The organism is Verrucomicrobiota bacterium JB022 (assembly GCA_030673845.1).
Taxonomy (GTDB): Bacteria; Verrucomicrobiota; Verrucomicrobiia; order Opitutales; family Oceanipulchritudinaceae; genus WOUP01.
Map to the genome: position 1 here is coordinate 155,474 of JAUTCQ010000013.1, position 16,799 is coordinate 172,272.

The window sequence follows — 16,799 nt, forward strand, 5'->3', positions numbered from 1 at the left end:
CGGACCTCAACCCCGCGCTAAGAGCTGGCAAGCCTCTGGCTTGCTGGATGATGCAGCATCCCGAAGGGATGCCATCCCTTAGCCTGCAGTTGAGGTTCGCAAAGCGAACCGACACTGCAGGTAACCGTCCGAAGAAGGTGCTGTTTCCAGCGCCTCGTTACAGCTCTCGCGCTCCTCTTACTCGCCGCGGCGAAGGAGCACGTCGGCCCAGTCGTTTTCGGTGCGCTGGTCGATGTAGACCGCGCCTTCGGGCCAGGCCTTTTGGGCGGCAGCTTCGAAGAACGCGCGCACTTCGTCGACTTCCTTGGCCAGAATGCCGCTCAAGGCGAGGTCGCCACCGGGCTTCACCGTGGCCAGTAGCTGGTCGGCGTAGGCCATGAGCACGTTGGCGAGGATGTTGGCCATCACGAGGTCGGCCGGGCCGCGCTCGAGGCCTTCGGTCAACTCCATCCAGAGGAATTCCACCTCGTCCTTCACCTCGCACAGCTCGGCATTTTCGATGCTGATGCGGACGGATTCAGGGTCGTTGTCGAAGCCGAAGACAGGCTGGTAGCCCAGCTTTCGGGCGGAAATCGCGAGAATGCCCGAGCCGCAACCGGCGTCGATCACGTTACGCTGGGCCACGGTATCGCCCCAGCGGTCGCGCGCATCAATCAGGCGGCGGATGCAAAGGCGCGTCGTCTCGTGATTACCGGTGCCGAAGGCCATGCCCGGGTCGAGGTAGACGATCTGATCGCCCGCTGGCAGCGGATAAGTATCGCGCTCCCACACCGGCACGAAGTGCAGCCCCCGGTCGCTCCAGGCCTTGAAGTGCAGCTTGTAGGCGTCCTTCCAGTCCTGATCGTCGAGCTGGCGCACCTCCGACGGCTCGGGCAGGCTAGGCACGGCAGAGCGCAAGGCGGCTTGTTGCTCGGCGGCTTCCTCCTCGGAGGCGAAGAAGCCACGCAGCTCGTTCTGCTTGGTCTTGTCGTTTTCGTAGAGCATCCAGAAGGTCTGATACTCTTCGCAGAAGTATTCTTCGAGCCGATTGGCCTGCTCGGCCGAGACGGGGAAACGCAATTCGATCATGTGATTGGCAAAGGGTTGGGTATGGAATTCAGGCGGGCAAGGCGGCACGCACATCGGTCTGACCGAAATCGTTGCCCTTGTAGAGCAGCGGGGCCGCCTTGTCTTGCGCCAGCGCATAGGCAAAGCAATCGCCAAAATTGAGCGAGGAAAATCGTCGGTAAGCTTCGCGCGCCAACAGGGCCTGGTCATGGGTCAGCGGCTCGATCTGCACCCCTACTGCGGCTAGCAAGCGGTCAACGATCTGCCCCGCCGCCTCGCCTCGCTTACGGATCATCACGGCCGAAAGCTCGACCAGTGTGGCGGCCGACATCACGGGAAGCTCTGCCGCCAGTAGCGCCTGCAAAAACCGCTCGGCCTCCGGCTCCTGCTCCAGAATCGCCACTATGGCGGAGGTATCGACCACGATCATGCGCGGGAACGAGGCAAACCCTCGGCGTCGTAAAGAATCTCGTCGGCAGGGCGTGGATCCACCACCGGCAAGCGTTGAAACTCCGCCACCAGCGTCTGCACTGCGGTGCGACGATTACCCTCCAGAGCCCGCCGTTGCTCGCGCTCACGTTCCAGACGCTCAGCGATGGCCTCCGTCACGGCCTCGGTCAGGCTCTCACCGGTCAACTCGGTCAACTCCCGGGCCAAACGGTGGGCGCGCTCGCTTTTGATGTTGATCTGCATGGACGGCGGCATGTTCTAGTTGGTATTCTAGAATGCACACGCCGCCCGCAGAGGTCAAGCCTACTGCCCCCACTCGTCGGCCAGTTGGCGGACGACTTGGGGGAGCAGGCGGTGTTCGGCCGCGTGGATTTTGGCGGCAAGGTCTTCAACCGTCTCGCCGCGCTCGATGCGCACCGGCTCCTGGTCGAGGATGGGGCCGCCATCGAGCTCGCCCGTGACCCAGTGGACCGTGCAGCCGGTCACTTTGACACCATAGTCGTAAGCCTGCTGGATGCCGTTGAGGCCCTTGAACGAGGGCAGGAGGCTCGGGTGCAGGTTGATGATGCGGCGGGGAAACGCGGTCAGGAAGCCCTCCTTGAGCACGCGCATGTAGCCGGCGAGCACCACCAGCTCTGCCCCGGTGGCGCGAATGGCGGCGATCAGATCCTGCTCGGCCTCGTCGGTCAGCTTGGTCTTGAACTTGCCGGGGTCGACGAAGCGGGAGGGCACGCCGAAGCTCTCGCCGAGCTGGAGGATGCGCGCGTCGGGCTTGTCGCTGAAGATGGCCACGGGCTCGGCCTTGCCGAGTTGCCCTTGCTGCCAGGCGCGCAGCAGAGCCTCGGCATTCGAGCCGCGACCGGATCCGAGCATTACGAACTTCATGTGGGCCTATTCGAAGATTTTCTTGGCCTTTTCCCAGAAGCTTTCTTCGACCGGCTGATCGGCGTCGCCACTGGCGCGGGCGAAGGCTTCGAGGTGTTTGCGCTGCTCGGTGCTCAGCTTCTTGGGCACTTCGATGTGCACGCGCACATACTGGTCGCCATGGCCGCCGCCACGCAAGTGGGGCATGCCGCGGTCGCGCAGCTTGAAGACGGTGCCGCTCTGGGTGCCGGCGGGGATCTTGAGGGCCACCATACCGCTCTCGTTGGAGAGCGTGGGCACCTCGATCTGGCCGCCGAGGGCTGCAAGGGTAAACTTGATCGGCACATCGCAGTAGAGGTCGTCGCCCTGGCGCTCGAACACCGAGTGAGGCTTGACCTGGATGACGACGTAAAGGTCGCCCGCCGGGCCACCCATCATGCCCGCCTCACCGTTGCCGGTGGAGCGCAGGCGCTGCCCGGTGTCGATACCGGCAGGGATGCGGAGCTTTACCTTGCGCTGCTCCAGTACGCGGCCTTCGCCGCTGCACTTCGTGCACTTGCGCTCGGGCACGCGACCGGCACCGCCACAGGTGGGGCAAGTCTGCTGCACCTGGAAGAAACCGCGCGAGGTCACGACGCGGCCCGCACCGCCACAGGTCGGGCAAGTGATGACGCTCGAGCCGGGCTCCGCTCCGTCGCCGTGGCAGCGATCGCAGGCGACCGCCGAACGGTAGGTGATCTCCTTTTCGACGCCCTTGTAGGCTTCGACGAGCGAGATTTCGAGGTTGTAGCGCAGGTCGGCACCGCCACGCGCGCCACCGGCCCCGCCGCCACCGCCAAAGAGGTCGTCAAACGGGCTGCCACCACCGCCTCCGCCGCCGCCGAAGACTTCGCGGAAGAGGTCGAAGGGGTCGACGTGTGGGCCGCCGCGGAAGCCACCCATGCCGCCGGGGCCACCGCCGCCGTTTTCGAAGGCCGAGTGGCCGTAACGGTCGTAGGCGGCGCGCTTGTCGGCGTCCTTGAGCACCTCGTAGGCTTCGGAGATTTCCTTGAACTTCTCCTCCATGGCCTTGTCCCCCTTGTGCTTGTCGGGGTGGTACTTCAAGGCCTGCTTGCGGTACGCCTTCTTGATGTCTTCTGCAGAAGCGTCGCGGGCGACGCCGAGCAATTCGTAATAGTCGGTCTTTGCCATGGTGAGATGCGTCAGGGCCGGCGGTCAATTAACCTTGGCTGGCTTCTCCTTCCGACTTTTGGGCGGGGCCGCTGGACACCACCACGGAGGCGGGGCGCAGCAGGCGGTCGTGCAATTGATAACCGACGCGGTGGACGGCGATGACGTTGCCCTCCTCCACTTCCTCGCTCGGCTGGTAGGCCAGCGACTCGTGGCGGTGGGGGTCGAAGGCTTCGCCCACGGGGTTGATCGACTGGATGCCGTTGCTTTCGAGCACCTGGCGGATCTGGGTCTGCACCATGGCAAAGCCTTCGGCAAAGACCTTGCCGGCCTCGTGCTGGCTCGCGGCCTGGAGGCCGAGCGTAAAGTTGTCGAGCACGGGCAGCAGGTCGCCGGCGAGGTTTTCGGCCCCATAACGGCGGGCTTCGTCCTTTTCGCGCATGGCGCGCTTGCGGTAATTCTCCAGATCGGCCACCGCGCGGAGGTAGCGGCGCTGGTTTTCTTCGGCCTCGGCCGTTACTTGCTCCAGTTGCTGGAGCAGCTGGCTATGTTCTTCGGCCGACACCGCGCTGGCGTTCTCCGTCGTTTCGGGTTCTGGTTGATTCACAGTAGGTTCCGGCGCCGATTGGGCGCTTTCGGGTTGGGAGGATTGCGTCTTTTTCGCTTCTTCCGCCATAGGAAAAACAGTTTTGAATAACGTTTTTATACGTCGATAGACAAGCCGACGACCTTGGTGGACGCCGGCTGACCAAACCTTAAACATGGGCTACTCCGCCCTCTTTTCAAAGAGATTCTGCAAACCTTGCTCGAGTTGGCCGCGCACGCCTTCTTCGACGCCCGCATCATCGAGCAGGTCGTTCATCGAATTGCGCAGGTAGGGCATGGCTTCCTGCAGGCCACGACGCGAGAGCTCGTTGAGCACCTGGCGGTAGACGCTTTCCAGGTCGGTCACGTCCTTCAGTTCCAGCGTGTAGTTCACTTCCTTCACCTGATCTTGCTGGCCCACGTAGGGGATGCGGCCCGAGTCGTCCTTGAAGCGCACGCTGCCGATGCGGAGCTTGAGGTCGCGGATCAGGTAATCGAGCGGCTCGCCTGCTTCGCTGGGCTGCTCTTCGGGCTGGGGCGCCGTCTGCCCGCTGGCCATGGCCTCATCAATCCGGTCGCTCAACTCCTTGAAGTTGTTCACCCCGTCCTTGTTCGTCAGCACCGAGATTTGCTCGATGTCGAGCACCACTTGTTCGACGACGACGCGGTTGATGCCTGAGACGCTGATTTCGCTGTCTTCCTCATTCACATCGACGAGGAACTGCTTGATCACGATCATCTCGGGGATGTCGAAGAGCTCGGGCGGGTTTCCGATCGTAGTGCCGTCTAGGCGCACAAAGAGGTCGGTGAGCTTCAGCTCGGAATCTTCAACCGTGATCGGATAGCCGGTTTCCTTGCTCAGCGCTTTAGCAAACTGGTCCACCCCCTTGGCTTCAACAAACCAGATGAGGCCGAAGGCGAGGGCGAGCAGCACGACGATCAGCGAAACGAGGCCGATCAGAAATTTGACAAAGCAACCCATATGAAAACGAGATTGAGGTTTGTGCGGGTAGTCGAGAGAGAGGGGCCAGTTACGCTTGAGCGGCGGAGCCGGCAAAACGGTGCGTGATGAGCACGACGGCGGATTCCTCCGCCACAAAGGAGAATTTACCCGCGTAGGGCAAGAGCGCATTGTCGCCCGCGTTGAGGGCCATTTCGCTCGTCTCGTCGTGCAGGCGGCCGCTGACGACGCTGATGATGCGCGGCTCGTCCCCGGCGGCAAAGGCCAGGTTGTCGCCGCCGTCCAGCTCGATACGGTCGAGGTGGAATTCCTTGGCCTGGACGAGCTTCGTCACCTTACCCTGGGGCTTGGTGAGGGTCGGCGAAAAGTCGTTAAAGTCGATCGAGCGCATGCTTTGCTCGACGTGGAGCTGGCGGGGCTTGCCGTCGAGCCCCACGCGGCCCCAGTCGTAAACGCGGTAGGTGGTGTCGCTGTTTTGCTGGATCTCGAGGATCAGGTTGCCGCCGTCGATGGCGTGCAGGCGGCCGCTGGGCACAAAGAGGGCGTCACCAGGCTCGGTCTTGAGGCGGCAGACGAGGGGCTCCAGCTCGTCCTTTTTCAGCGCGTCCTCAAACTGTTCGCGCGTCACGCCCGGGTTGAGGCCGGCGAGCACCGCGCTGTCGCCCTCGGTCGCCACGACGTACCAGTTTTCGGTCTTGGGCTCGCCCTTCAGCTCATCGGCCACGCTGGCCGGGGGGTGCACCTGCAGACTGAGGCGCTCGGCGCAGTCGAGCCACTTGACGAGGATGGGGAAGGGTTGCTCGGCCTTCCAGCCGGGCCCCATGATATCCTGCGGCTGCTCTTCGATCAGCTGACGCAGCGTCTGGCCGGAGAAAGCGCCGCTGGCCACTTCGGAATTGGCCTCGGGGCGGTCCACGATCTCCCAGCTTTCGCCGATGACACCTGCGGGTAAGTTGCGCCCGAGCGCGGTCTCGAAGCGGCGGCTGCCCCACACACGCTCCTGGTAGATAGGATTGAAGAGTAGAAAATTCATGGTCAGGAGTTTCCGATAGCCGGATGAGAGAGATGAAACAGGACTCTGGAGCGTAGCTGCCAATCTGCCCTTGTCAAACCAGCCTCGCCAGCGCATCCTTTGCTGTTTACTGTATTCGCAATGGCATCCAAAGGAAAGGACAAGGCGAAGCCTTCGCCCAAGTTCAAGCCCCGTGGCGCGCGTCCTCGCCCGCTGGTGGGCGTCGTCTTCCTGATTTTCGCGCTTTTGGCCCTCGTGGCCTTCGTGGACTATAACCCCGCGCAACTGCCCCGGCAGTTCGATACCCGCAGCGCGGAGACCAACCTCGTCGGCGCCTTTGGCGTCAACCTCGTCTACTATGCCTACATGCTGGTGGGCCTGGCGGGGTGGTGCGTGCCGGCCTTTTCGCTGTGGCTCTCGTATCTGTTTTTCCGCGGGCAAGGCTACGTGATCAACCTGCCCAAGGGCTTCAGCATGCCGGTCTTTGCCGTCTGCATGAGCGTTTTTGCCGCGGTGCAGCAGGAGGAAGTCTGGCACGACTTCGATCACAACACCTTTCCCTCTGGCTTGGGCGGGATCACCGGCAGCGCCCTGTACCAAGACTTCCTGCGCGACTTTCTGGGCATGGTGGGCACGCTCGTCGTCTTCGGCGTATTCACGGTCTTCCTCAGCTTCAACCTGTTTTACGACAACGTTTTCAAAGACTTGGGCAGCTCCAGCTTCAAGGGGATGTCTGCCTGGTGGGCTGAGCGTGAAGCCAAGAGCCGCCAGCGCGCTCAGGAAAAGAAGCAGGCCAAGGAGCGCCTGAAGAAGGAAAAAGGCCGCATCAAGGAGCTGAAGGCCGAGCTGGCCCAGGAAAAGAAGAAGCTGCGCGCCAGCGAAAAGCAGGCCGAGAAAGCCGTCGCCGCCGCCTCCACCCCGGCCCCGCGCGAAAAGCCGGCCAAGGTGGAGAAGGAAAAGGTGGTCGCGCCCGTCAACACCGGCGGCTTCAGCCCCCTCAAGGACGACGCGCTGGAGCGCCTGCAGGCCAAGACCGGCAAGCTCAACGGCGTGACCGACATTCCAGAGCCGGAGCCAGAGGAAAAGCGCGGGCTCTTCGGGCGAAAGAAGAAGGAAGCGCCCAAGGCCGAAGCCTCCCCCGTCGCCTCCGAGCCGGAGACGCCAATGGACGAGTTCGACGACGCCCTGACGCCTTTTGACGACACCCTCGACCGCGAGCTCGACCCCCGCTCGATGGATCCCGAGCGCGCGCTGGAAGCCCTCGACGAGCCGGTCGAGCCCGAGCCGCCCGTGCGCCGCCGCACCCTGCCCCCGATGGAGAGCCCGCAGACCGGTAACGACTGGAACCCCTCCGTGCCGCCCCCGCCTGCCGCCATCGAAGAACCGCCGGCGGACAGCCTGCGCATCATCGCCAGCGAGCGCACCCGCCGCGCCAGCGAGCCGCTGCCCGACCGCAAGGGCGACTACCGCTTCCCGCCGCGCGACCTGTTGACCGAGCCGACTGAGACCGATAACAGCGGCGACACCGAATTTCACCGCACCACGGCCGACGCTCTCAAGCAGACCCTCGACGAGTTCAACGTGAAGGTAGAGCTGGGCGAGGTGCACGCCGGCCCCGTGATCACCCGCTACGACGTGCACCCGGCCCCGGGCGTACGCGTGGAGAAGATCCAGAGCCTGGACAAGAACCTTGCGCTCAACCTCAAGGCCCTGTCGGTCCGCATTCTCGCCCCCGTGCCCGGCAAGGGCTGCGTGGGCGTCGAAGTGCCCAACAAGAACCCGCAGGCCGTCTTCATCCGCGACATCCTCGACAGCGAAGACTGGGCCAAGACCAAGGCGGAGATCCCGATCGCGCTCGGCAAGGAAGTCAGCGGCAAGCCCCTGATCGCAGACCTGACCAAGATGCCTCACTTGCTCATCGCCGGCTCCACCGGCTCGGGCAAGACGGTGTGTATCAACGCGATCATCACCTCGCTGCTTTATCGCGCCACGCCGGACGACCTCAAGTTTGTGATGGTCGACCCCAAGATCGTGGAAATGCAGGTCTACAACAGCCTGCCGCACATGCTCATCCCGGTCGTGACCGACCCGAAGAAGGTGCCCAACGCGCTCAAATACCTTCTCGGCGAGATGGAACGCCGCTACCAGATGTTTGCCAGCATCGGCGTGCGTAACATCGCCGGCTTTAACGGCAAGATGGCGAAGGACAAGGCCGAGCGCAAGGAGGCCGAAGCGCGTGCGGCCGAGATGGACGCCGCCATGAGCCCCGAAGAGCGTGCGGCCCTCTCCAACCGCGACATCTCCGTGCGCCGCGAGCTGGACTTTGAAGACGGTGGCGAGCTGCCCGAAAAGCTGCCCTACATCGTCTGCATCGTCGACGAGCTGGCCGACCTCATGATGGTGGCCCCGGCCGACATCGAGACCGGCATCGCCCGACTCGCCCAGCTCGCCCGTGCCGCCGGCATCCACCTGATCCTCGCCACGCAGCGCCCGTCGGTGAACGTCATTACGGGTGTGATCAAGGCCAACCTGCCGAGCCGGATCGCGTTCAAGGTGGCCTCGAAGGTCGACAGCCGCACCATTCTCGACACCGGCGGCGCCGACCACCTCATCGGCAAAGGCGACATGCTCTTCCTGCCGCCCGGTAGCGCCGACCTGCTGCGCTCGCAAGGCGCCTTCGTGGGCGACGACGAGATCAACGGCATCGTGGAGTGGATCAAGCAGGAGAACGGCGAGCCGGAGTTCGACGAAGCCTTCCAGCGCCAGGTGGAAGCCCCGGACGAAGAAGGTGGCGACGACGAGGAAGACGGCGACTTTGGCGACAACCTCACCAACAAGGCCCTCGGCGTGATCAAGGCCGAGAAAAAGGCCTCCACCTCCATGCTCCAGCGTCGCCTCAAGATCGGCTATACCCGAGCCGCCCGCATCATGGACGAGCTGGAAGAGAAAGGCTACGTGGGCCCCGACAACGGACCGCCCGTCGGTCGCGAAATCCTTTTCGACGTCGATTAGACGAAGCACCCCCTCCCCCACCCCAGCGGAGGGGTTCTTTTTTGTCCAAACGATGCGGCAGCAGCCTTCCACGATGTGCTCATGTCGCGCTTTCAGGTTGTGGCGCGGCGCAGGTTCCCTTGAATGGGGGGATGCCGCGTACCATCATCCTGATCATTTCCGGGCCCGCCGGTTCGGGCAAGACGACGCTCTGCGAAGCCTTGCTCGGGTACTACCCTGACCAGGTGGAGCGCATCGTCACCACCACTACGCGTGCGCCCCGCGAAGGCGAAATCAACGGGCTCGACTACCACTTCCTGGAGCGCGAGACCTTCCAGAAGCGCGTCGAGGCGGGCGAGTTCCTCGAATGGGCCGAGATTCACGGCAACCTTTACGGCAGCCAGAAGCGCCACCTCGTCGACAAGCTGCGGTCGGATGTCGACCTGCTGCTCAATATCGACGTGCAGGGCGCCGCCACCTTCCGTGAGGCCGCCCAGAGCGAGCCCTACCTGTCCGAACGCCTCGTCTCCATCTTCGTCCGCCCCAGCAGCCTCAGCCAGTTGCGCGACCGCCTGCAAGGCCGGGGCAGCGAAAACCCGGAAACCCTCGCCCGCCGCCTCAAGACCGCCGAAGAGGAAATCCCCCGCGCGGCCGAGTTCGACTACGTGATCGAAAGCCAGAGCCGTGAAGACGACTTCAACCGGCTCCTGCAATTCTACCACCGGGCCAAAGGTCTGGAGTAGGCATGAAAAAACCTGCCCCAAGACGGGACAGGCGTTCAGGCAAAGGCTGCTGCAAAACCGACCTTTACGCGCGACGGCGGCGCCACGCGGCAAAGCCGAGGGCAGCCACGCCACCCAGCAGGGCATAGGTTGTGGGCTCGGGTACGACCGGGGCAGGATTGCCCACCGTCAAGATGATCGAATCCGTGTTTTCGCCGGAGCCGAAGGTCCAGGTGTAGACGCCTTCGCTGAGGCCGATATCGGCAAACGCAGCGTCGGGAAAAGTCGTCGAGCCGGAGAGCGGAGCGCCGGAAGTGTAACCGACGGGCACCACCAGCCGGTTCGAATCGAGCATAATCCCAAAGTGATCGCCTGTGCCATAAGGGTTGGCGATCACGCTACCGGCACCGAAGGAAGGACCACTCACCACCGTGTAATAATCGAACAACGTGGCTGGTCCCAAAATCAGCCAACCCCAGTCCGGGTAAATGACGCCGGAAACGCTGCTCGGCGAGCTGCCGGAAGATACCGCCCCCGTAAGGTCGATGCTGCCGGAGCCTACGAGCAGGATGTCGCCATCGACCTCCTGCGCATTGAAGTAGATGATCGCGTGCGCGGCAGGCGAGAGCAACGCCGCCAAAAGAAGAGAGATAGAGTGCCTCATGATTAGGTGGAGAAATCCTCCATACCAGAAGCCCTAACCCTGTCTACACTCTTCTCTCGCTCCTTCGCCGTTTACGCGCGCCGGCGGCGCCATGCGGCAAAGCCGAAGGCCGCCACGCCACCCAGCAGGGCGTACGTCGTCGGTTCCGGCACGGCGGGAGTACCGCCAATCGTCAGCGTGGCCAGATCGGCATTGACACCGCTGCCCCAGTTATAGGTGTAGACGCCCGCGTCCATCCCCAGGGATTCGAAGGTAGCATTCTCGATCTTGAAGGTGCTCGACAGAGAGGCGCCGGACACATAGCCCACCGGGAGGAAGATGGACGTCGCATCGATGCCGAAAAGGGAACCTTCACTCGTATCAAACGTCGTAGAAGCGCCGCTGCCAAAATCCATCGGGGCAGAGGTGATACCGACGAACACCAACATAGGCGTCAAATCAGTGCCGGGGGAATTGATGAATGAGGCAAAAGAAGGCGTGAGGTTGCCGTGAAGCGAATACGTATCGACGAGGCTAAGCCCCGCAGTGTCCACACTGCCCGAAAGCGTAAAGACGACATCGTCCAGAGATTCGTAAGCGGTGATGTTGACCGCCCCGTGGGCCCAGGAAGTTGCGGCAAGCAGAGTAAGAAGGGAGAAGAATCGCATGTGTCGTTAAGTTGAAGTTGAGAAGGTCGAGATACCTACCCACCCCTTCGGCAAGGGGTTAACTCCACTTAAGCAAAAAATTACCCCTCAAGGCGTGATTCAGCCCGCCATAACGTTTACCAACTGAGAAAACAAAAGCCGTAGGTGTTGTCACCCACGGCCTTGGAAAAGCTGAACGATCCTCGCGTTTTTACAAGATCGCGCCCGGCTCGTATTTCGCGGCGTCGGGGTATTGTTCTGCAATCTGCCCGACGGCTTCGCTGAAGGCCTGGACTTGCGCTTCGGCCATGCCCACGAGGCTGGCGGCGCGGTCGAGGATGCTTTGGAGCTGCGGACGGCTGAGGCCGAGGCGCTCGTCGGCGGCAAGGCGGTCGAGCAAGTCGTTGTGGCTCGTCTGGCCGCCGCGCAGGTCGTTGACGGTCGCCACCGCGTGCTCCTTGATCGCCTCGTGCGCGGTCTCGCGACCGGCCCCGCGCTTCACCGCCTCCATCATGAAGGTGGTCGTGGCGAGGAAGGGCAGGTAGTAGGCCTTTTCGCGTTCGATCACTGCCGGGTAGACTTCCATCTGGTTGAGCACCGTGAGGAAGGTCTCCAGCAGGCCGTCGATGGCAAAGAAGGCGTCGGGCAGCATCACGCGGCGCACGACGCTGCAGGAGACGTCGCCCTCGTTCCACTGGTCGCCCGCGAGGCCACTGGCCATCGTGAGGTAGCCCTTGAGGATGTTGGCAAAACCGTTGATACGCTCGCAACTGCGGGCGTTCATCTTGTGCGGCATGGCGCTGGAGCCCACCTGGCCCTTGGCAAAGCCCTCGCTCGCCAGCTCGTGCCCGGCCATCAGGCGCAGGGTCTTGGCGAGGCTGCTGGGGGCGGCGGCGAGCTGATTGAGCGTGCTCACCACCTCGAAATCGAGGCTGCGCGGGTAGACCTGGCCGACGTTGGTGAAGTGCGCCGGCATGCCGAGGTGCTCGAAGATGCGGTTTTCGAGATCCGTGACCTGCTGCGCGTCGTTGGCGAACAGCGAAAGCTGGTCGAGCTGGGTGCCCACGGCGCCCTTGAGGCCGCGCGCCGGGTAGGTGGCGGTCAGCGACTCCAGATGGCGGAAGGCGAGCAGCATCTCTTCGCCAAACATGGCGATGCGCTTGCCGAAAGTGGTCGGCTGGGCCGCGACGTTGTGCGTGCGTGCGGTAAAGACGAGCTGCTTCCACTCGTCCGCACGCTGGCTCAGCTTGTTCAGGGCCGCCACGACCTTGCCGCGGATCACTTCCAGCGAGCGGTAGACCTGCAGCTGCTCGACGTTTTCCGTCAAGTCGCGCGAAGTCATGCCCTTGTGGATGTGCTGGACGCCTGCCAAGCCGTTGAATGCCTCGATGCGGGCCTTCACGTCGTGACGCGTCACACGCTCGCGGGCCTCGATCGCGGGCAAGTCCACCTGGTGCTTCACGCGCTCGTAGAGGTCGATCGCTTCGGCGGAGATTTCGAGCCCGAGGGAGCGCTGCGCCTTGAGCACGGCGATCCAGAATTCGCGCTCGAGCACGATCTTGCCGCGCGGCGACCAGATGTCGCGCATGGAAGTAGAAGCATAGCGCTCGGCGAGCACATTGGGAATACGGTCGGCAGCATTCGGATCAGCCATGCGTGGCAGTCTTGGCGTGTCGCGACGCTTGGCAAGTTCCAAGGTGGCCGCTAAGGTCATTCGCCATGCCTTCGGCCGCCCCCGACTACGCCACGCTGCCAGCAGCCGCCCAGCGCTGGGCCCGCCAGCTCCAGTTGCAACCGATCCCGCACGAGGGCGCGTGGTTCGCCCCCGGCTGCCGCACCGCCCATTACTCGACCATCTACGGGCTCGTCACCACGCAAGATTTCTCCGCCCTGCACCGCCTGAAGTGCGACGAGCTGTGGTTTTACCACGCCGGCAGCCCCATCGAGCTGTTACTGCTCCACCCCAACGGCGAGGGCGAAAAGGCAATCCTCGGGCCCGACCTCGCCGCCGGCCAACGCCCGCAACTGCAAGTGCCCGCCGGCACCTGGATGGGCGGCCGCCCGGTGGGTACGGGCGACGATGGCTGGTCCGTCTTCTCCAACGCCGTCATCCCGGCCTTCGAATATGATGCCTACGAGCCCGGCCACCGCGAAGGCCTGCTCCGCGCCTACCCCGCCTGGGCCGATGCGATCAAGGCACTGACGCGAGTGGAGTTAAATCCTTCCTTCGTCGAATATTTCAAGAAGGTCGACTTTAGCTGGCTCGGAGTGGATGAAAGCGATTGTCTGGCGGTGCTCTTTCCCAACGATTACATAGAGTTAGTTCCGGAGAGTGTAAAACTCGCGTTTAGCCCAGAGGCCTACCAGGCCTTCATGGATTATCTGCTTGATGATCTGCAACCCTATACTGCGATAGAAGCCCTTCCCGGGGACTATCCGCCGGGGATCCTAAACGATGTAAAGAAAGGATTCTATGTTTACCAAGCAGATAATTCCGGTTCTCATTACCACCTCGTAGGCAAGCCTCTGATTCCTTTTAAGGCCTCTCGGATCCAGTCAGAGCATTACCTTGCAGGAGCGCCCCTTGTCCGCCTGAGATTCCAGGATACTCTTTCGATTACGAATGACTGTTGGAGATGATCTTTTAGCCGCAGATGAAACACGGATTTGCGCGGATGATTTTTCCTCACGCGAAGGCGCAAAGCCGCAAAGAGTTTATCTACACTCGAAAGCGTGTTTCTGATGATTTAAGGATAGATCGGATCCAGGGCATTCTTGGCGGCTTTGCGCCTTCGCGCGAGATCATCCCCATGCGTCCCCTTCATCCGCGCAAATCCGCGTTTCATCCGTGGCCAACTTACCGTCACAAAAAAAACCGGGAGCGCGTGTGCACTCCCGGCTGAAATGGATCGAAACGATACCTGTAAATGAAGCTTACGCTTCGATTTGCGGGCGGTCGCTCTTGGGCCAGTCGATGTGGTAGAACTTGCCGCGGGGCTGGTCGACGCGCTCGTAGGTGTGGGCGCCGAAGTAGTCGCGCTGGGCCTGAAGCAGGTTTTGCGGCAGCCGGGCGCTGCGGTAGCCGTCGTAGTAGCTGAGCGCGCTGGAGAAGCAGGGGATGCTGATGCCAGCGGTCGAGGCGATGGCCACCATCTTGCGCCAGTTGGCCTGGCCTTCGGCGATGGCGTCCTTGAAGTAGGGGTCGAGGAACAGGTTGGCGAGGTCGCCGTCGCGCTCGAAAGCTTCGGTGATCTTTTGGAGGAAGCGGGCACGGATGATGCAACCGCCGCGCCAGATCTGGGCGATTTCGCCGAAGTTGAGCTTCCAGCCGGCTTCCTTTTGCGCCTCGGCCATCAGGGCAAAGCCTTGGGCGTAGGAGCAGATCTTGGAGCAATACAGCGCGTCCATGACGGCCTGGATGAAGTCTTCCTTGCTGCCCTCGTACTTGTAGGGGGCGGCGGCGGGGAGCACCTTCTCGGCGGCCACACGCTCTTCCTTGATCGCGCTGAGGCAGCGGGCAAAGACGGCTTCGGCGACGGTCGGGGCCGGCACGCCCAGGTCGAGGGCGTTGACGGAGGTCCACTTGCCGGTGCCCTTTTGGCCAGCGGTGTCGAGCACCACGTCGACGAAGGGCTTGCCGGTCACCGGGTCGGCTTGCTGGAGGATGTCGGCAGTGATTTCGATCAGGAAGCTGTCGAGCGCGCCTTCGTTCCACTTAGCGAAGATCTTGCCGATTTCGGCCGGGGCGAGGCCCAGCACGCGGTGCAGCAGGTCGTAGGCTTCGCAGATCATCTGCATGTCGCCATACTCGATGCCGTTGTGCACCATCTTGACGTAGTGGCCGGCGCCATCGGGGCCGATGTAGGCGGTGCAGGGCACGCCGCCCACCACGGGCTTGCCGGGCTCGGCGCCTTCGAGGGGCTTGCCGGTCTTGGCGTCGACCTTGGCGGCGACGGCTTCCCAGATGGGCTTGAGGTATTGCCAGGCTTCGGGGGTGCCGCCGGGCATGAGGCTCGGGCCGAAACGCGCACCTTCTTCGCCACCGCTCACGCCGCTGCCGATGAAGCGCAGGTTCTTGGCGGTGAGGGCCTTTTCGCGGCGGATGGTGTCGTTCCACTTGGCGTTGCCGCCGTCGATGATGATGTCACCTTCTTCGAGCAGCGGGATGAGGCCGTCGATCACGGCGTCGGTCGGGCGACCGGCCTGCACGAGGATGATGATCTTGCGCGGCTTGGCGAGGGACTGCACGAACTCCTTCAGCTCGGCGCAACCGACGAGGCCGCCGGGGGTGTTCGGGTTCGCGGCCACGAATTCTTCCATCTTGGAGGTCGTCCGGTTGTAGACGGAGATCTGGAAGCCGTGGTCGGCGATGTTCAGAGCCAGATTCTGGCCCATGACGGCGAGGCCAATCAGGCCAATGTCGGAGAGTTTCTCGGGCATGTTGTGTCGGTAGTCGAGGTTTTGAAGGTGCTAAGATTGGAGCCTAGAACGGGGCGACAATGGGGATGACGCGGCGCCCGAGGCGTTTGTAAACGGTGAAATCGTGGTCGAAGGTGAGCACACGGGCCTCCGGGAAGAGCTCGCTCATGCGCACGAGGCAGGCGTCACCGAGCGACATGGGCTGGGAGGCGTATTTACGCATTAACTGCGTAATGGCTTCCCGCTCGCGCATCAAGTCGAAGTCGACCACCAGCAGGCCGCGCTCCAGCAGCTTGAAGAGCGCCTCTACCCCGCCAGGCAGTTGCCCCAGCAGGTGTGCGGCCTCCGTCAACACCGGGCCGCAGGTGATCCACGGGGTCGGCAGGTGCTGGGCCTGACGGCGCACCCACGCATGGTGATGGTCGCGGCGGTAAAGGAAGGCCACCAGCGGGCCTTCGTCGACGATGATCTGCCCGCTAGTCATGGCCGAAGGAGTCGAACCACTTCTTGTTGCTGGAGAGGTCCAGAGGGGACTCTTCGTCGTTCAGGATACCGCAGAGGTCGCGGGCCGCCTCGAAAAACGAGCCCGGCTCCGCCGCACCCTCTTCCTCCGGCGCCTGCCGGATCAGCTCGCGAATAATGTCGGACTTGGTGAGCGAGCGCGCGGCACAGAGCCGGTCCAGCCGGTTCAGCTCCTCGTCCGTCAGTTTTACGCTCACCGTAGGCATGGGTAATACGAAAGAGCCACTGAGGTAAGACAAGCTAATCAGCCAAGTCAAGTACCGGGGAAAGGAAAAAGGGGGCGCTTGAGAATATGACCCGGCGCTGGGGGGCTGGCGTAGACTTGACTCCGGGAGGGCTTCAAGTAAGATAACCCAACGAAAGACGAGGAGCCGGACCAACGGCCCCTCGGGATGCTATAGGTTTTGCCCTTTATTCATCCTTCTGCCGGATGATCGACCCGACTGCCAAAACAATCAGGAAGATCACGAGCAGGATCAGGAACAGAACAATAAGGTATTCCATTCCAACCTCCTTTCGTTGGGATTATCTGAGAAGCCCCCTGTTAGCAGCAGGGGGTTTTCCGTTTCTTTACGGAAAGTAACCCAACGTGCCCATGTAAGCCGCTAGCGAAGATTCGGTCAAGCCTGCACGGACTTGACTCCGAGCGGCCTTCAAGTAAGATAACCCTACGAAAGGCGAGGAACCGTGCTCCATCACGGCTCCCCGGAAGGCTAAAGGGCTCTCGCCCTATTGCTCCTTCAACTGCTTAATGATCAGATAGATC

General features: G+C 62.7%; 18 protein-coding genes. 4 read left to right on the plus strand and 14 right to left on the minus strand.

What is annotated here, in order from left to right:
- Window positions 1–177: 177 nt before the first annotated feature.
- The 8 genes from Q7P63_09485 to Q7P63_09520 all read right to left on the minus strand — a co-directional run bounded on the left by Q7P63_09485 (window position 178) and on the right by Q7P63_09520 (window position 6,110).
- Window positions 178–1,068 (minus strand): 50S ribosomal protein L11 methyltransferase, encoded by an 891-nt coding sequence (locus Q7P63_09485; GenBank protein MDP0500318.1) that lies wholly within the window; start codon window positions 1,066–1,068, stop codon window positions 178–180.
- A gap of 28 nt (window positions 1,069–1,096) precedes the next feature.
- A complete protein-coding gene (locus Q7P63_09490; protein MDP0500319.1) occupies window positions 1,097–1,477 on the minus strand; it encodes a type II toxin-antitoxin system VapC family toxin in 381 nt (126 codons plus the stop codon).
- The gene (locus Q7P63_09495; protein ID MDP0500320.1) at window positions 1,474–1,752 is read right to left on the minus strand and encodes a type II toxin-antitoxin system VapB family antitoxin; all 279 of its coding nucleotides are present in this window, start codon (window positions 1,750–1,752) and stop codon (window positions 1,474–1,476) included. Before Q7P63_09495 ends, Q7P63_09490 begins: the two co-directional genes overlap by 4 nt.
- Before the next feature lie 48 nt (window positions 1,753–1,800).
- A complete protein-coding gene (gene purN, locus Q7P63_09500) occupies window positions 1,801–2,382 on the minus strand; it encodes a phosphoribosylglycinamide formyltransferase (GenBank protein ID MDP0500321.1) in 582 nt (193 codons plus the stop codon).
- Between the two features lie 6 nt (window positions 2,383–2,388).
- Complete coding sequence (dnaJ, locus tag Q7P63_09505; protein ID MDP0500322.1) at window positions 2,389–3,552, minus strand: molecular chaperone DnaJ; 1,164 nt, start codon at window positions 3,550–3,552, stop codon at window positions 2,389–2,391.
- A 28-nt stretch (window positions 3,553–3,580) separates the two neighbouring features.
- Window positions 3,581–4,207 carry a nucleotide exchange factor GrpE gene (gene grpE / locus Q7P63_09510; protein MDP0500323.1) on the minus strand — a complete coding sequence of 209 codons (627 nt, stop codon included), beginning with the start codon at window positions 4,205–4,207 and terminating at the stop codon, window positions 3,581–3,583.
- 90 nt (window positions 4,208–4,297) lie between these two features.
- Complete coding sequence (locus Q7P63_09515) at window positions 4,298–5,098, minus strand: hypothetical protein (protein ID MDP0500324.1); 801 nt, start codon at window positions 5,096–5,098, stop codon at window positions 4,298–4,300.
- Window positions 5,099–5,147: 49 nt separating this feature from the next.
- Entirely contained in the window at window positions 5,148–6,110 is a 963-nt protein-coding gene (locus tag Q7P63_09520) for a class I mannose-6-phosphate isomerase (protein ID MDP0500325.1), read from the minus strand.
- Between the two features lie 120 nt (window positions 6,111–6,230).
- Here Q7P63_09520 and Q7P63_09525 point away from each other — a divergent pair, with 120 nt between their 5' ends.
- Together Q7P63_09525 and gmk are read left to right on the plus strand one after the other, a co-directional pair.
- On the plus strand, window positions 6,231–9,101 hold the full coding sequence (locus Q7P63_09525; protein ID MDP0500326.1) for a DNA translocase FtsK: 2,871 nt from the start codon (window positions 6,231–6,233) through the stop codon (window positions 9,099–9,101).
- A gap of 131 nt (window positions 9,102–9,232) precedes the next feature.
- Entirely contained in the window at window positions 9,233–9,823 is a 591-nt protein-coding gene (gmk, locus tag Q7P63_09530; protein ID MDP0500327.1) for a guanylate kinase, read from the plus strand.
- A gap of 64 nt (window positions 9,824–9,887) precedes the next feature.
- Here the strand turns inward: gmk and Q7P63_09535 are convergent, their stop codons facing one another.
- From Q7P63_09535 to purB, 3 genes are all read right to left on the minus strand, one after another.
- The gene (locus tag Q7P63_09535; GenBank protein ID MDP0500328.1) at window positions 9,888–10,442 is read right to left on the minus strand and encodes a PEP-CTERM sorting domain-containing protein; all 555 of its coding nucleotides are present in this window, start codon (window positions 10,440–10,442) and stop codon (window positions 9,888–9,890) included.
- A 95-nt stretch (window positions 10,443–10,537) separates the two neighbouring features.
- Window positions 10,538–11,113 (minus strand): PEP-CTERM sorting domain-containing protein, encoded by a 576-nt coding sequence (locus Q7P63_09540; GenBank protein ID MDP0500329.1) that lies wholly within the window; start codon window positions 11,111–11,113, stop codon window positions 10,538–10,540.
- Window positions 11,114–11,303: 190 nt separating this feature from the next.
- Window positions 11,304–12,746 (minus strand): adenylosuccinate lyase, encoded by a 1,443-nt coding sequence (gene purB, locus Q7P63_09545; protein MDP0500330.1) that lies wholly within the window; start codon window positions 12,744–12,746, stop codon window positions 11,304–11,306.
- Between the two features lie 65 nt (window positions 12,747–12,811).
- Here purB and Q7P63_09550 point away from each other — a divergent pair, with 65 nt between their 5' ends.
- Together Q7P63_09550 and Q7P63_09555 are read left to right on the plus strand one after the other, a co-directional pair.
- The gene (locus Q7P63_09550) at window positions 12,812–13,732 is read left to right on the plus strand and encodes a cupin domain-containing protein (GenBank protein MDP0500331.1); all 921 of its coding nucleotides are present in this window, start codon (window positions 12,812–12,814) and stop codon (window positions 13,730–13,732) included.
- Window positions 13,733–13,746: 14 nt separating this feature from the next.
- The gene (locus Q7P63_09555; GenBank protein MDP0500332.1) at window positions 13,747–13,995 is read left to right on the plus strand and encodes a hypothetical protein; all 249 of its coding nucleotides are present in this window, start codon (window positions 13,747–13,749) and stop codon (window positions 13,993–13,995) included.
- Between the two features lie 31 nt (window positions 13,996–14,026).
- Here the strand turns inward: Q7P63_09555 and gndA are convergent, their stop codons facing one another.
- Genes gndA through Q7P63_09570 form a run of 3 tightly spaced genes read right to left on the minus strand, consistent with a single transcriptional unit; the run spans window position 14,027 to window position 16,239 of the window.
- Complete coding sequence (gene gndA, locus Q7P63_09560) at window positions 14,027–15,532, minus strand: NADP-dependent phosphogluconate dehydrogenase (protein ID MDP0500333.1); 1,506 nt, start codon at window positions 15,530–15,532, stop codon at window positions 14,027–14,029.
- Window positions 15,533–15,575: 43 nt separating this feature from the next.
- Entirely contained in the window at window positions 15,576–15,995 is a 420-nt protein-coding gene (locus Q7P63_09565; protein MDP0500334.1) for a PIN domain-containing protein, read from the minus strand.
- Window positions 15,988–16,239, minus strand: coding sequence for a CopG family transcriptional regulator (locus Q7P63_09570; GenBank protein MDP0500335.1), 252 nt, complete (start codon window positions 16,237–16,239; stop codon window positions 15,988–15,990). Before Q7P63_09570 ends, Q7P63_09565 begins: the two co-directional genes overlap by 8 nt.
- Between the last annotated feature and the right edge of the window lie 560 nt (window positions 16,240–16,799).